Origin of the sequence: Acidovorax radicis N35 (genome assembly GCF_000204195.1) — a bacterium.
Taxonomy (GTDB): domain Bacteria; phylum Pseudomonadota; class Gammaproteobacteria; order Burkholderiales; family Burkholderiaceae_C; genus Acidovorax; species Acidovorax radicis.
This window is the reverse complement of sequence record NZ_AFBG01000025.1, coordinates 66,234-79,594: the sequence shown is the minus strand read 5'-3', so window position 1 is coordinate 79,594 and position 13,361 is coordinate 66,234. Positions and strand designations below refer to the sequence as shown.

Genomic DNA, 13,361 nt, shown 5'->3' with positions numbered 1-13,361 from the left:
GCCAGCTATACTTTTTAACGATCCGTCAGAATGGCTAACCACCCATGCGCCTCGACTCTGCCCAGCTCAACGCCTTTGCCACCGTGATCGACGAGGGCAGCTTCGAGCGCGCCGCCGCTGTGCTGCACGTCACGCGTTCTGCGGTGTCGCAGCGCGTCAAGCTGCTCGAAGAACGCGTGGGCCAGGTGCTGGTGCGCCGTGCCACGCCCTGCACGCCCACCGAGGCCGGGCAGGCCTTGTACCGGCACGCCCGCGAAGTGGCCCTGAGCGAGGCCGACGCGCTGGCCACCCTCGGCGGCGGGCAGCACACGTCCACGCGCCTGGCCATCGGCGTCAATGCCGACTCGCTCGCCACCTGGTTTCCCCATGCCATGGCCCAAGCGGCCGAAGGCCAAAGCATCACCTTCGACATCCATGTGGAGGACCAGGACCATTCGGCCAACCTGCTGCGCGAAGGCCGCGTGATGGCCGCCGTGACGGCCGACCCACAACCCGTGCAGGGCTGCAAGGTGCTGCCATTGGGCACGCTGCGTTACCGCGCGCTGGCGAGCCCCGTCTTCATGGAGCGCCACTTTGCCCAGGGGGTGAACGCCGCCACCCTGGCGCAGGCACCCATGCTGGTGTTCAACCGCAAGGACGCCCTGCAGGCGCGCTTTGTGGGGCGCATCACGCGCCGCAAACTCGCGCCGCCCGTGCACTGGCTGCCCGAGGCGAACGCGTTTGTCATGGCCTCCCGGGCTGGCCTGGGCTGGGGCATGACCCCGGACCCGATGGTGCAGCACGACCTGAAGGCCGGAACGCTGGTCGAACTGATTCCGGGCAAGCCGGTGGATGTGCCGTTGTACTGGCAATACTGGCGCCTGAACGTGCAGGCGCTGCACCACATGACCGAAGCGGTGCAGCAAGCGGCGGCGCTTACCCTGCTGCGCTGACCAGGTCTTCGTGGTGGTCTGCAGCGCCGCGCTTCCAGTAGGCGGAGATGCGCATGCGCTTGGCGTCCACGCCCGGCTTGGCCAGCACGGCACGGCGCACGGCAGCCATGTCGCTGTGCTCGCCTGCGGCCCAGATGTAGCCGGCGCCCGGTGGCAGCACCAGGGCATCCACCGCGCCGCGCAAGGAGTCCACCCACATCACATCAAGCTGCGCGGCACTGGCCAACGCACGCTGATCTGCCGGGTTGCGCACGTAGATACGCACCACGGCCATCGTGCTGGCGGGCAGCTCGGCCAGGCGGCGGGCAATGGCCGGCAGGGCCGATTCGTCGCCGATGAGCCAGTGCCAGTCAAAACCGGTGGGTACGACCATGCTGCCGCGCGGCCCGGCAATGCCCACCCACTGGCCCACGGTGGCGCTCGCGGCCCAGTCGGTGGCAGGGCCTGCGTCGTGCAGGGCCACTTCGATGTCCAGCTCGCCCGCAGCGGCGTCATGGCGCGCGGGGGTGTAGTCGCGCAGCACGGGGCGTGGGTCGGGGAAGACGGGGCGGCCGTCCTGCATCGACGGCAGCGACGGGCGCTCCTGGCCTGGCTGGGGCAGGATGAGCTTGAGGTGGTCGTCAAACCCCGCGCTCACAAAACCGGCCAGCTCGGGCCCGGCCAGGGTGAGCCGCACGAAACCGGGGCTGACGGCGGTCCGCCGCACCACCTGGAGGTGGCGGGCTTGCAAGGGGTGGCGAACGCGTTCGACGGCAAGGTGCGCAGCGTCGGCGCGGGGTGTGGCGGTAGGCAGGGGTGCGTTCATGATTTAAAATGTTGATTTAATCAACCAATGATCTGCGCATTGGTTGATTTTGTCAACCACAAATCCCCATGACCACCCACGCGCCCGCCGATGTCTTTGAAGCCATGCACGACCTGCTGCATGTCTACCGGGCGCACATGGTGCGCACCATGGCCGCCATCCACCCCGACCTGACGCACAACGAAGTGCGGGCGCTGATGTTCGTGGGCCGCCACCCTGGCACCACGCAGCGTGAACTGGTGGCGCACAGCGGCGCGGACAAGGCGCAGGTGGCCCGCATGGTGGGCATGCTGCAGGACAAGGGCTGGCTGGAGAGCGCACCGAATGCCGAGGACAAACGCAGCCGCTGCCTGCGCCTGAGCGCCCAGGGTGCGGCCCTGCACCAGGCGCTGCGCGACGCCCGCCGGGGGCTGGCGGCGTCGCTGCTCAAAGGGTGCGACAACGCCACGCAGGCCCAGCTGCTCGCCCTGCTGGCGCAGGTACGCAGCAACCTGGACGCCATCGATACCGGCTGCCAGGGCGGCCGGGACTGCCGCCGCTAGCGACGGGAAGGAGGCGCAGGAGGCCAGCCCCCCCGCTCAAAGAGGAAAAATGGTGAAATTGGGATCTAGCGCTGGATAGTTCTATATTTATAGCTACCAATTTAGTAGCAATTTATCTTTTCCATCACTGCCCCTGGATCACGCGCACGGCCTGGGGCAACGACTGCACGCCGGGCATGAAATGGTCGATGGTGGCACCCAGCACCACGGCGCAGACCAGCGCGCCCAGCAAGGGCTTCCAGGTCAGGCGCACGGCGGCCGTGAGCCAGCCCTCGCGCTCCACGCCCACGGCCGCGCGGGCCGTGGCCACCGAGAAGGCGATCTCTACCGCCACGGTCAGCAGCACGTCCCAGCCAAAAAACAGCATCGCCAGCGAGCCCGCGCCAAAAATGATCGCCGCGCCGATGAGGAAGATCGCCACCACGGGCACGACCACCACGGCGCCTTCGTCGGCGCTGCCCAGGGCGTCGGCGGCGCCACTGGCCAGGTCGCCCAGCGCGCTGGAATCGCTGCTGGAGCCCCCGCTGGACAGGCCTTGCGTCCACCCGCCGCCAAAGTCGCCGGACGCCCCGCCACCGCCAAAATCACCGCCACCCGTGCGCGGCAGCGGCACCTGGCCACTGCCACCGCCGGACGACCCGTTGCCAGGCCAGGACACGTCGGGCACCTCCGGACCACTGCCATCGCCACCCGTGTCGCGGTCCTGCCGCACCAGCCGCGCCGCCCAGGCCCGCAGCACCAGCAGATACCCCAGGTAGCCCACCGAGAGGGTGACGAAATACCGCAGCGCCAGCGACTCCACGCCCACCAGCATCTGCACGTGGGAGGTGCACCACATCAGCAGCAACGTGAAGCTGCCGATCAGCAGCCCATGCCAGCGCAGGCTGTAGCGCTGCTGCAGGGTGCGCGCCACCGTGCCGTGGTGGGGCATGCGCACAGAGCGCCAGGTGGAAGTTTTCTTCTTGCTATTGCTGTTGCGGTCGCTGCGGGAAGTGGCCATGGAGGAAACACCTGCGGTGGAAAGAGGGGGGGGGGCGGCCGGCGGTGTTGCGTGCCGGCGCCGCGCCATTTCACACCACTTTGGCCCGGCAGTGCAGCCCCGCGCCCCGCCTTGCGTGAACTTGTCGACGGATCGGCTCAGCCGATGCCATCCACCGACACAGGCACACGCTGGGCCAACGCCGTCAGCAGCTCCCAGCTGACGGTGCCTGCAGCGCTGGCCACCTCGTCCACGCCCAGCACCGTGCCGTTGCTGGCCTGGCCCCACAGCGTGACTTCCGCGCCAAACCCTGCGGCCACGCCCGCCTGTTGCAGCGGCGTGAGGTCCACCGTCACCATGTCCATGCTCACCCGCCCCACCAGCCGCGTGCGCACGCCGTTGACCAGCACCGGGGTGCCGGTATCGCAGTGGCGAGGGTAGCCGTCGGCATAGCCACAGGCCGCCACGCCGATCAAGAGAGGCCCCTCGGCCGTGAAGCGCGAGCCATAGCCCACGGTGTCGCCCGCCTGCAGTTGCTGCGTGGCGATGAGGCGGGTGGCGAGTGTCATCGTGGGGCGCATGCCCCAGTGGCTGGCGGTGTGCTCCGGGTAGTCGGGGGCGCTGCCATACAGCGCGATGCCGGCGCGCACCCAGTCGGCGCGCACGCGCGCGTCCGCCGCGTGGCGCAGGGTGGCGGCGCTGTTGCTCAGCGTGCGCTCGCCGGGCAGGTCCTGGGCGGCGGTGTTGAACAGGGCCAACTGGTGGGCCACGCCCCGGGGGCCATCGGCGTCGCTGAAGTGGGTCATGAACGAGATCTCGTCCACCTGCGGCAGCGCGTTGAGCCGCGCCCAGGCTGCGCGAAAGCGCTGCGGCGCAAAGCCCAGCCGGTTCATGCCCGAGTTCATCTTGAGGAACACGCGGTGGGGCACCTGCGTCTTGTGGGCGGCCAGCATGTCGATCTGCTCGTCGCAATGCACCGCGTGCCACAGGCCCAGGCGCGAGCACAGTTCCAGATCGCGTGGCTCGAACACGCCTTCGAGCAGCAGGATGGGCCCACGCCAGCCCAGCTGCCTCACGCGCTCGGCCTCGGCCAGGTCCAGCAGCGCAAAGCCGTCGGCGCCGCGCAGGCCTTCGTACGCGCGTTCGATGCCGTGCCCATAGGCATTGGCCTTGACCACGGCCCAGACCTTGGCATCGGGGGCCGCCTGTCGGACACGCTCCAGGTTGTGGTGCAGGGCTGCGGTGTGGATGGTGGCGGCAATGGGACGGGGCATGGGGTTTGACCGGGTGGGAAGCACCGGATTCTGGCACCGTGGCCGTTTATCCGCGTGATATAACCGTCCGTCACTTGCCAGGGTCCCCACATTTAACAGGGCATCAGCCGAACTGATGCAGCCAACAGCCATTCGATGAAGCGCGGTTTTTACACCATCATGTCGGCGCAGTTTTTCAGCTCGCTGGCCGACAACGCACTTTTCGTGGCCGCCGTGGAGCTTCTGCGCACAGAAGGTGCCCCCGAGTGGCAACGCGCGGCCCTGGTGCCCATGTTCGCGCTGTTCTATGTGGTGCTGGCGCCCTTCGTCGGCGCCTTTGCCGACGCCCTGCCCAAGGGCAAGGTCATGTTCGTCAGCAACGCCATCAAGGTGGTGGGCTGCCTGATGATGCTGTTCGGCTCGCACCCGCTCATTGCCTACGCGGTGGTGGGGCTGGGTGCTGCGGCCTACTCGCCCGCCAAATACGGCATCCTCACCGAGCTGTTGCCAGCCTCTCAACTGGTCAAGGCCAATGGCTGGATCGAAGGGCTCACCATCACGTCCATCATCCTCGGCGTGCTGTTTGGTGGCCAGCTGGTGGGGCAGCATCTGTCCGGGATGCTGCTGGGCATCGACATTCCGATGATCGACACGGGTGTGGACACTCCTGCCGAATCGGCCATCGCCGCACTGATCGCCGTGTATGGAGTGGCCGCCTGGTTCAACACCCGCATCCCGCACACCGGGGTGGAGATGCGCCCGCTGCGGGCCGATCCTGCGCGCAGCGTGTTCTCCAACGCGCTGAGCCTGCTGCCCGACTTCTGGGCCTGCAACGGTCGCCTGTGGCGCGACAAGCTCGGCCAGATCTCGCTGGCCACCACCACCCTGTTCTGGGGCGCGGGAGCCAACCTCAAGTTCATCGTGCTGGCCTGGGCCGGTGCCGCACTGGCCTACAACACCACGCAGGCATCGGCCCTCACCGGCGTGGTGGCCATCGGTACGGCCGTGGGGGCGGTAGTGGCTTCGATGCGCATGCGCCTGGACATGGCCACCAAGGTGATTCCGCTGGGCATCGCCATGGGGCTGCTGCTGATCCTGATGGTGTTCATCAACAACATCTGGCTGGCGATCCCCTTCCTCATCCTGCTGGGCGGCCTGGGCGGCTACCTGGTGGTGCCCATGAATGCACTGCTGCAACACCGGGGCCACAACCTCATGGGTGCGGGCCGGTCGATTGCCGTGCAGAACTTCAACGAAAACGCGTGCATCCTGGCGCTGGGCGCGTTCTACAGCCTGTCGCTCAAGCTCGGCCTGTCGGTGTTTGGCGCGATCATCACCTTCGGCCTCGTGGTGGCCGGGATCATGTGGATCATCCGCCGCTGGCACCAGCGCAACTGCATCAACTACCGCGACGAAGTGAACCACCTGCTGCACATTGCGCGGCACGATACGCATCACTGACTCCTGATTGCGAAGCCCCCCTGTGCGGCTGCGCCGCTTCCCCCGGAGGGGGACGCACCCGGTGGCCTGGAATCACGGAAGGCTCCCCCTGAGGCGCTGCGCGCCTTCCCCCTCTCTCGCTGCGCGGGAGGTGGACGCACCCCGTGGCCTGGCAGAGCCAGTTCCACGGGTGCACTGGTAGGGGAGCGTGCCAGTTTTAACGGCTGTGCTGCATGGAACTATTTGCTACATAATTGATAGCTATTAACGCTTATTCATCAAGCGCCAGAGCCTGTTTTTATTCTCAATGCATTCACCCCTGCCCTTTGCCGCCCTGCTGTTCAACGCTTTCGTCTGGGGCCTGGCGTGGTGGCCGTTCCAGCGCATGCACCAGGCGGGGCTGCATCCGCTGTGGGCCACGGCGTCGATGTACGCCGTGGTGCTGGTGGCGCTGCTGGCCTGGCGGCCGGGCATCTTGCGGCAGGTGCGCGACCACCCGCAGCTGTGGCTGCTGGCGCTGGCCTCGGGCCTGAACAACGTGGCCTTCAACTGGGCCGTGACCATTGGCGACGTGGTGCGCGTGATCCTGCTGTTCTACCTGATGCCCGCCTGGGCCGTGCTGCTGGCCTGGCGCATCCTGGGCGAGCGGCCCACGCCCTCGGCACTGCTGCGCCTGGCCCTGGCCTTCGCGGGCGTGGTGCTGGTGCTGTTGCCCGAGGGCGCGCCCGCGGCGCGCCTGCTGCAGAACCTGAGCCTGGCCGACGGCCTGGCCCTGTTGGGCGGCTTCATGTTCGCGCTCACCAATGTCACGCTGCGCCGCCTGCACGCCGTGCCGGGGCCTGCGCGCATGGTCACCATGTTCGGCGGCTGCATGCTCATGGCGCTGGCCGTGGCTGGCATCGGGCTGCAGGTGGGCGTGGTCGAGCCCTTCCCCGCCCCCAACAGCACCTGGGTCGTCACCGGCCTCCTGCTGGCGGGGGTGCTGATGCTGGGCAACTGGGCGCTGCAATTCGGCGCCGCACGCCTGGCGGCGGGCACCACGGCGCTGGTGATGCTGTCGGAGGTGATGTTTGCCAGCGTGTCGTCGGCCCTGCTGGGCGCAGCCACACTGAGCACGCGCACCGTGCTGGGTGGGGCGCTGATCCTGCTGGCGTCCTTGCTCGCGGCGCTGCAGTTTCGCCGCCCCGGCGCCACGGCCCACTGAGCGGGGGGCGCACGCCGAGAGCCAACGGCTACCATGGGGCGTCATCCCAACCCCGGAGGTTCCGCATGCCCACCAGCATCTACGACTTTGAAGCCCAGCAAATGAACGGGAAGACCGTGCCGCTTGCGCAGTACCAGGGCAAGGTGCTGCTCATCGTCAACACAGCCAGCGCCTGTGGCTTCACGCCCCAGTTCGGCGGACTGGAAGAACTGCACAAGGACTATGCCGACAAGGGCTTTGTGGTTCTGGGGTTCCCCTGCAACCAGTTCGGCAGCCAGGACCCCGGCAGCAACGACGAGATCGCCAGCTTCTGCCAGCTCAACTACGGCGTGAGCTTTCCGATGATGGCCAAGATCGACGTGAACGGCGCCGACGCGTCGCCCCTGTACCAGTGGCTTGCCGCCGAAGCCCCCGGGCTGCTGGGCAGCAAGGCGATCAAATGGAATTTCACCAAGTTCCTGGTCGGCAAGGACGGCCGCGTCATCCGCCGCTACGCGCCGCAGGATGCGCCGAAGAAGCTGGCAGGCGACATCGAGGCAGCGCTCGCCGCCTGACGCTCAGAGCGTGTTCAGCCTGCGGCCGCTGCCGCAGGGGGGAGCCACCGGCACAGCACGCGCTCCCGGCCCGTGGCCGGATGGGTATCGACAGCACCCTCCACCAGGCCATGCCGCGCATAAAAGCGCCGCGCACTGTGGTTGGCGGTGGCCACATGCAGGGTCCAGCCGCCTGGGCACAGGTGATGCACCTGTTGCAGCAGAGCAGCCCCCACGCCCTGGCCTTGGCAGTCGGGGTCCACAAACAGCTGGTGCAGATGGGCGTGGGCCATGTTCAGCACCAGAAACGCCGTGACCTCTTGCCCGATCGCACGTACCAGCGTCACACACGGCAGGCCAAACTCCGCACGGACCCGCGCCTCCCAGTGGTCTGGTGGAGCCACCGACGCCACGGATGGGTTGGCGGAACACCAGGCCCTGCGCCATACGCGGGCCAGGCTGGCAAGGTCGGCGTCGGTCGCGGGCCGCACCAAGGGCAGGACGGTGGAATCATGGGAGTTGGACGACACGGATGCATTGTCTCCGGGCACCCCCCGAAAACCCTTCTTCCTCAGTCCCGGCTGGGCAAGTTGCGGCCCTCAACGCACCGGCGGTAGCGGGTCTGCGCGCAAACCCGCTACCGCCCCTTGGGCCATCGGCACCCTGCCTCGGCCCGGCAACCCGAACAGCGGCCGCAGCCATCCCACACGCCGCACCACAGCGGTCAGCCCCCAGCACAGAACCACCGTCCCGGCCACCAGGGCCAGCGGCTCCACCACGGGCCCCAGTTGCACAGGCGCCAGCCAGACCACCAGCACGATGATGGCCGTCTGGTGCAGCATGTACCACGGGTAGACCGACTCGCTGGCCCAGCGCAGCCAGGGCCAGGGCCGGTTGAGGCGGTGGTGGGCCCAGCCCAGGATGGCGATCAGCGCGGCCCACAGGTACACGTCCGCCAGCACGCGCAGGGGCAAGCGCGCGGCCCGAATCCCGTGCTGCTGTGCCAAGCCGAGCAGCCCCAGGTACAGCGCCAACACCCCCAGCGCCAGGGCGAGGGTGCGCCAGCGCAGGCGCACGAGTTCCGTCCACAAGCCGGTATCCAGCCCGATCCAGTAGCCGTAGACAAACACCGTGAAGTACACGGCATGCAGCCATCCGTCATGGATCAGGTCGTGGGTGGGTGGGAAATGCCGCCACAGCAGTACCGAGTACAGCGCCAGCGGCAGCACGGGCATCAGCACCAGCGCCCAGCCCCGCAGGTGGAGGAAGGCACGGCGCACACGCTGGCCGACGACAGACTCGGCCAGGGGCAGCAGCGCGGCCAGCACCACGGTGTAGACCCACAGGTAGGCCAGGTACCAGAGGTGGTTCCAGGTGACGCCCGCCTCCCAGCCATCGAACGCCCCCGCCGGCCAGGTGCTGCCAGCGTAGTAGCGCAGCAAAAAGGCGCCAAAGCCTGGCGCAATGAGGCCGTTGGCCACCCCCTGAGCATAGGGCTGGTAGGGCACGACGACCGCCATGCCGAGGGCCAGCGGGATCAGCAGGCGCAGGCTGCGCAGCCGCACCAGCCCAGGCACCGTCTGCCCCCGGCGCACCAGCCCGAAGGCCAGGCCAGAGACCAGGAACACCAGGTCCATGCGCCAGAGGTTGAGCGCCCGCATGGGGGTCTGCAGCCATTCGGCCGCGTGCGGGCTCTTGAGGTGCCAATGCCAATCGGCCACGTAATACATCGCCACGTGGTAGAGGATGACCAAGCCAAAGGCCAGCGCCCGCAGCGCGTCAATGTCATGGCGGCGGACGGGGGCGGCGGCGCAGGAAGGGGTAGACATGGCACAAGTCAGGCAGGGTGGATCACAGGGCGGGATGCTGGGCCCCCACCCCATCGTGCGGTGTTCCCAGGGGACGGGCCGGGGCGCCGCAGGGACGAGCGGCGGGTGGCAGGGACGAAAAGGAGTCGCTCCGGGGGAAACTCCCGCCCGTCGGCGCACGGCCCTGCCTACACTTGCCATCCATGACCGCCCCCGCGCCCGCCTGGATCGACCGCTACCCCCACGACCGCGCCCTGCGGCGGCGTGCCGAAGTCGGCTTCTGGGCCGTGGTGCTGCTGGTGCAGGCAGCCTTCAACACGGTGGTGACATGGATCGACCTGCGCGGCTCCGGCAGATCCGTGGCGGCGTGGGAGCCACTGCTGTGGGAGCTGTCGAGCGTGGCAGTGGTCGCAGCACTGATCCCGGCCGTGGTGGCGTTCGAGCGGCGCTTTGTGCTGCGCAGGGGCACGCTCCGGCGCCATCTGCCCTGGCATGTACTGGCCAGCGTGGTGTACTGCACCGTGCATCTGGCGGGCATGTGGGCCTTGCGCCATGCGGGCTACGCGGCCCTGGGCGAGCACTACCAGCCGCCCGGCTGGTGGACGCAGTGGGGTTATGAATATTTGAAGGATGTGCGCAGCTACACGCTTACCTTGGGTGCGCTGGTCAGCTACCGCTTCTTGCTGCTGCGCCTGCAGGGCGAGGCCCGCGTGCTGGATGCCCCCGAGCCGCCCGCAGAGCCAGAACCGCCGCTCCACACGCCGGGTGCGCCCGGGGCAGCCACGGCCACGCAAGCCCCGGCATCAACGCCCGAGGCCCCGGCCGCGCCTCCCCCCCAACGCCCCGAACGTTTCCTGGTGCGCAAGCTGCGCCGCGAATTCCTGATCGCGGCGGGCGACATCGCCTGGCTGCAGGCCGAGGCCAACTACGTGGGCCTGCATGTGAACGGCCACGACTACCTGCTGCGCTCCACGCTCACCGACTTTCTAACGCAGCTCGACCCCACACGCTTCGTGCGCGTGCACCGCAGCTACGCCGTCAATCTGGACGCCATCGCCGAGATTGAGCCGCTGGACAGCGGCGATGCGCGTCTGGTGATGAAGGATGGGAGCAGCGTGCCTTGTAGCCGGCGGTACCGGGACGGGCTGGTGACGACGGCACGATAGCGCGTGACGCATGCGAGCCGGTGCGCGCGCCTGCGCGGACCCCTCAGGCATTCAACCCGGGTGTCTGCGCAGCCGGCCACTCTGGCGGACACGAGCCCATCTCCGCCTCCACCTTGCGCAGCATGTCGGCCAGTGTCTTGCCGGGCTCCTGGCGGAACTGTTCGTCGAGCACCACCAGGTCCACGATGCGGTCGATGCGAAAGCCCCGGAAATCGCCGCGCAGCTCGCACCAGGCTGAAAGCGTCCAGACCTTGCCCCAATAAAAGCAGCCCAGCGGGCGCAGGCGGCGCAGGCTGGGACGGCCTTGGACGTCGGCGTAGTCGATCTGCACCACATGCCGGCTGTGCACCGCCTCGCGCAGAGCCTGCAGGGTGGCCTGGACGCGCGGGTCCAGCCCCACGGACGGCGCATACAGCGCCTGCGCCTCGGCCGCCACGCGCGCGGCCGGGGGCAGCACCGAAAGGATCTTGCCCAAGGCGCCTTCCACCTCGCGCGCCAGCCCGGCATCGAGCCAGGCCTGGGCCAGCCGTGCAGCGGCCACCAGCGCATTGGCTTCGCCCTGGCTGAACATGAGTGGCGGCAGCTCGAAGCCCGCGCCCAGGCGGTAGCCCACACCGGCTTCGCCCTCAATGGGCACGCCCTGGTGCTGGAGGTCCGCCACATCGCGGTAGATGGTGCGGGCCGAGACTTCGAGCCGCTCGGCCAGGAAGGCGGCGGTGGACAGGCGCCGCCCCCGGATGAGCTGGACGATCTGGAACAGGCGGTCAGCGCGGCGCATGGGATCTCGATTTTTCAGTGATTTCGGGCAATAGCGCTTGAAAAACAAGCGCTGATCGCTACTAATTTGGAAGCATGACGCCAATATGGATGGCCACCCGGTCCGGGCCTTCATAAGCTTCGAAGTCGGTGCCAAAGCGGCGTTGCACCTGCGTATTCTCGGCAAAGTAATGCCAGATGCGAACCCAGGTGTCGATCACCATCTGCGGCATGTCGCCCTGGCCGGTGAAAACCAGGTAGTCGCCTTCCTGGATATCGATGCGGGCAGCGCCGGGCACGGCCTGAGCCAGATCCGGGTCAGCCACGGCCACACCGGCGGTCACATCGAAAGCGCCATGTTCGTTGGACTCGTAGCCGCTGTACACACCGAAGATACGCCCGTCGTCGCCCCGGCTGGGCAATTTGCGCTCCCAGCTCTGGCTGAAAAATCGGTCCCACAGGCCTCCGAGGCGTGCGATCGCGGGGTTCATCTCTTCGCTGTTGCGCGTGCGCACGGCAATGCCGGCCACGCTGAATGCGGGAATCTGGATGGTTGCGGGGGTGTTTGTCATGGCGGGTCCTCTCTGGTCAGTGAATGGGATCAATCGGCAGATCGATCAGGGTGTGCAGCTGCGAGGGACGAATGGTGCGGGCCTGCTACTGACACCTTGATGTCAGTAGCGTGCAGGCTCTTCAAGCCGCAGGCAGAAGGCTGCTGACACGGGGCGTCAGCAGCTTCCGCGCGGTCCGGGAGGACAGGCTGTCAGCCCTGTGGCTCCACGATCGCGGCCGTGGCCCGGCGCACCAGCGGAAGCACCAGCAGCAGCGTGGGGAACGCCACCAGCCAGGACAACGCCCAGGAGCTCATCCAGAGACGGGGCACGTCCATCGACAAGCCCACCACACGCAGGGTGCTGATCAGGGACACGATGAAGGTCATGAGCAGCGACAGCAACAGCGGCGTGACCCAGGCCGCAGAACGCGCAGGGAGTTTGCGCAGGCCGAAAAAGGTCTTGGAGGACGAGGACTCAGAGGTGCGAGGAGACGAAGGTTGGTTCATTGAAGTTCCAGAAAGCAAACCGGTCAAGCAAGGCGCCGCCCCCAGCACGCCCGCACGACCTGCCGTGCCACTTGCGAACCGGGGACCACCACCCCGGCAGGGCCGGTGTTGGTTGGCGCGTTGATTGACGTAAACGCTTACGGCAACCCATGAACCGGGTCACAACTGGCATTCTAAGCCGCCCGTGCGCTACGCCTTGGGGCGCTGTGCTGCGCCCTGCAGATGGCCTGCAATGTGCGCAGCCACTGCGCCCGCGTGCGCCACGGCCAGGTCGTGGCCACCGCCCGCCAGCACGTGCATCTGGCTGTGGGGCAGCAGCCCGGACAAACGCTGCCCCACGGCAGTGGGGCTGATGGCATCCGCATCCCCCCACAAAAGCAAGCTGGGTGCCTGCACCGAGGGCAGGCGGGCGGACAGGTCCAGGCGCACATCGGCCAACCACTGCGGAAACGCGGGATTGGATTGCAGGAAGCCTGGGCGCCAATCCTCGGGGTGCAGATCGTCGATGGGGACACCGCCCGAAGTCGCCACCAGCACCAGGTGCGTCAGCCACTCGGGCCGCTCCAGTGCGGCCAGCAGAGCCACCACGCCTCCCATCGATTGCGCAATGAGCGCGCAGGGCCGGTCCATGTGCACCGTGGTGGCCGCCACGAGGTCCTGCATATCCCGGGCCCCCGTGGCGGGCAGGTCGGCCGGGGACGCGGCACCAAACCACGGCCAGCCGAGCAACACATGCGCTGCAGGCTGTGGCAGTGCGTCCGCCACAGGCCGCCAGAAGGCGGGGTTGCCCCCCACGCCCGGGAGGAAGATGAGTTTTTCAGGCGCACGCATCATGGTCTTTCCAACGCGCGTGCACACGGCACGACTGTCAACACGCACGTAG

General features: G+C 67.9%; 15 protein-coding genes. 6 read left to right on the top strand and 9 right to left on the bottom strand.

What is annotated here, in order from left to right:
* The first annotated feature begins 44 nt into the window (after positions 1–44).
* Positions 45–932 carry a LysR family transcriptional regulator ArgP gene (locus tag ARADN35_RS0124635; RefSeq protein ID WP_010466966.1) on the top strand — a complete coding sequence of 296 codons (888 nt, stop codon included), beginning with the start codon at positions 45–47 and terminating at the stop codon, positions 930–932.
* Here the strand turns inward: ARADN35_RS0124635 and ARADN35_RS0124630 are convergent.
* Positions 916–1,737 carry a siderophore-interacting protein gene (locus tag ARADN35_RS0124630; protein WP_010466965.1) on the bottom strand — a complete coding sequence of 274 codons (822 nt, stop codon included), beginning with the start codon at positions 1,735–1,737 and terminating at the stop codon, positions 916–918. The genes ARADN35_RS0124635 and ARADN35_RS0124630 overlap by 17 nt on opposite strands.
* A gap of 68 nt (positions 1,738–1,805) precedes the next feature.
* On the opposite strand from ARADN35_RS0124630, the gene ARADN35_RS0124625 reads away from it, so the two are divergent.
* Positions 1,806–2,279 carry a MarR family winged helix-turn-helix transcriptional regulator gene (locus ARADN35_RS0124625; RefSeq protein WP_010466963.1) on the top strand — a complete coding sequence of 158 codons (474 nt, stop codon included), beginning with the start codon at positions 1,806–1,808 and terminating at the stop codon, positions 2,277–2,279.
* A gap of 124 nt (positions 2,280–2,403) precedes the next feature.
* Here the strand turns inward: ARADN35_RS0124625 and ARADN35_RS0124620 are convergent, their stop codons facing one another.
* Together ARADN35_RS0124620 and alr are read right to left on the bottom strand one after the other, a co-directional pair.
* The gene (locus tag ARADN35_RS0124620; protein ID WP_010466962.1) at positions 2,404–3,279 is read right to left on the bottom strand and encodes a hypothetical protein; all 876 of its coding nucleotides are present in this window, start codon (positions 3,277–3,279) and stop codon (positions 2,404–2,406) included.
* A gap of 137 nt (positions 3,280–3,416) precedes the next feature.
* The gene (gene alr, locus ARADN35_RS0124615) at positions 3,417–4,532 is read right to left on the bottom strand and encodes an alanine racemase (RefSeq protein WP_010466961.1); all 1,116 of its coding nucleotides are present in this window, start codon (positions 4,530–4,532) and stop codon (positions 3,417–3,419) included.
* Positions 4,533–4,667: 135 nt separating this feature from the next.
* On the opposite strand from alr, the gene lplT reads away from it, so the two are divergent.
* The 3 genes from lplT to ARADN35_RS0124600 all read left to right on the top strand — a co-directional run bounded on the left by lplT (position 4,668) and on the right by ARADN35_RS0124600 (position 7,709).
* Entirely contained in the window at positions 4,668–5,972 is a 1,305-nt protein-coding gene (gene lplT / locus ARADN35_RS0124610) for a lysophospholipid transporter LplT (protein WP_010466960.1), read from the top strand.
* A 286-nt stretch (positions 5,973–6,258) separates the two neighbouring features.
* Entirely contained in the window at positions 6,259–7,155 is an 897-nt protein-coding gene (locus tag ARADN35_RS0124605) for a DMT family transporter (RefSeq protein WP_010466959.1), read from the top strand.
* 65 nt (positions 7,156–7,220) lie between these two features.
* Complete coding sequence (locus ARADN35_RS0124600) at positions 7,221–7,709, top strand: glutathione peroxidase (protein WP_010466958.1); 489 nt, start codon at positions 7,221–7,223, stop codon at positions 7,707–7,709.
* A 14-nt stretch (positions 7,710–7,723) separates the two neighbouring features.
* On the opposite strand, the gene ARADN35_RS0124595 is transcribed toward ARADN35_RS0124600, so the two are convergent.
* The gene (locus ARADN35_RS0124595; RefSeq protein WP_100199528.1) at positions 7,724–8,218 is read right to left on the bottom strand and encodes a GNAT family N-acetyltransferase; all 495 of its coding nucleotides are present in this window, start codon (positions 8,216–8,218) and stop codon (positions 7,724–7,726) included.
* Between the two features lie 69 nt (positions 8,219–8,287).
* The gene (locus ARADN35_RS0124590; RefSeq protein ID WP_010466955.1) at positions 8,288–9,517 is read right to left on the bottom strand and encodes an acyltransferase family protein; all 1,230 of its coding nucleotides are present in this window, start codon (positions 9,515–9,517) and stop codon (positions 8,288–8,290) included.
* A 182-nt stretch (positions 9,518–9,699) separates the two neighbouring features.
* Here ARADN35_RS0124590 and ARADN35_RS0124585 point away from each other — a divergent pair, with 182 nt between their 5' ends.
* Positions 9,700–10,662 (top strand): LytTR family DNA-binding domain-containing protein, encoded by a 963-nt coding sequence (locus ARADN35_RS0124585; protein ID WP_010466954.1) that lies wholly within the window; start codon positions 9,700–9,702, stop codon positions 10,660–10,662.
* A gap of 43 nt (positions 10,663–10,705) precedes the next feature.
* On the opposite strand, the gene ARADN35_RS0124580 is transcribed toward ARADN35_RS0124585, so the two are convergent.
* The 4 genes from ARADN35_RS0124580 to ARADN35_RS0124565 all read right to left on the bottom strand — a co-directional run bounded on the left by ARADN35_RS0124580 (position 10,706) and on the right by ARADN35_RS0124565 (position 13,312).
* Positions 10,706–11,440, bottom strand: a complete 735-nt coding sequence (locus ARADN35_RS0124580) for a helix-turn-helix transcriptional regulator (RefSeq protein WP_010466953.1) — start codon at positions 11,438–11,440, stop codon at positions 10,706–10,708.
* Between the two features lie 61 nt (positions 11,441–11,501).
* Positions 11,502–11,990, bottom strand: a complete 489-nt coding sequence (locus ARADN35_RS0124575; protein WP_010466952.1) for a GyrI-like domain-containing protein — start codon at positions 11,988–11,990, stop codon at positions 11,502–11,504.
* Positions 11,991–12,181: 191 nt separating this feature from the next.
* Positions 12,182–12,478: a DUF2798 domain-containing protein gene (locus ARADN35_RS0124570; protein ID WP_010466951.1), complete on the bottom strand. Its 297-nt coding sequence runs from the start codon at positions 12,476–12,478 to the stop codon at positions 12,182–12,184.
* 189 nt (positions 12,479–12,667) lie between these two features.
* The gene (locus tag ARADN35_RS0124565; RefSeq protein WP_029414383.1) at positions 12,668–13,312 is read right to left on the bottom strand and encodes an alpha/beta fold hydrolase; all 645 of its coding nucleotides are present in this window, start codon (positions 13,310–13,312) and stop codon (positions 12,668–12,670) included.
* Between the last annotated feature and the right edge of the window lie 49 nt (positions 13,313–13,361).

Coding starts and splice junctions, on each gene's coding strand:
- ARADN35_RS0124635 (WP_010466966.1), top strand. CDS start 45: ATGCGCCTCGACTCTGCCCAGCTCAACGCCTTTGCCACCGTGATCGAC.
- ARADN35_RS0124630 (WP_010466965.1), bottom strand. CDS start 1,737: ATGAACGCACCCCTGCCTACCGCCACACCCCGCGCCGACGCTGCGCAC.
- ARADN35_RS0124625 (WP_010466963.1), top strand. CDS start 1,806: ATGACCACCCACGCGCCCGCCGATGTCTTTGAAGCCATGCACGACCTG.
- ARADN35_RS0124620 (WP_010466962.1), bottom strand. CDS start 3,279: ATGGCCACTTCCCGCAGCGACCGCAACAGCAATAGCAAGAAGAAAACT.
- alr (WP_010466961.1), bottom strand. CDS start 4,532: ATGCCCCGTCCCATTGCCGCCACCATCCACACCGCAGCCCTGCACCAC.
- lplT (WP_010466960.1), top strand. CDS start 4,668: ATGAAGCGCGGTTTTTACACCATCATGTCGGCGCAGTTTTTCAGCTCG.
- ARADN35_RS0124605 (WP_010466959.1), top strand. CDS start 6,259: ATGCATTCACCCCTGCCCTTTGCCGCCCTGCTGTTCAACGCTTTCGTC.
- ARADN35_RS0124600 (WP_010466958.1), top strand. CDS start 7,221: ATGCCCACCAGCATCTACGACTTTGAAGCCCAGCAAATGAACGGGAAG.
- ARADN35_RS0124590 (WP_010466955.1), bottom strand. CDS start 9,517: ATGTCTACCCCTTCCTGCGCCGCCGCCCCCGTCCGCCGCCATGACATT.
- ARADN35_RS0124585 (WP_010466954.1), top strand. CDS start 9,700: ATGACCGCCCCCGCGCCCGCCTGGATCGACCGCTACCCCCACGACCGC.
- ARADN35_RS0124580 (WP_010466953.1), bottom strand. CDS start 11,440: ATGCGCCGCGCTGACCGCCTGTTCCAGATCGTCCAGCTCATCCGGGGG.
- ARADN35_RS0124575 (WP_010466952.1), bottom strand. CDS start 11,990: ATGACAAACACCCCCGCAACCATCCAGATTCCCGCATTCAGCGTGGCC.
- ARADN35_RS0124570 (WP_010466951.1), bottom strand. CDS start 12,478: ATGAACCAACCTTCGTCTCCTCGCACCTCTGAGTCCTCGTCCTCCAAG.
- ARADN35_RS0124565 (WP_029414383.1), bottom strand. CDS start 13,312: ATGATGCGTGCGCCTGAAAAACTCATCTTCCTCCCGGGCGTGGGGGGC.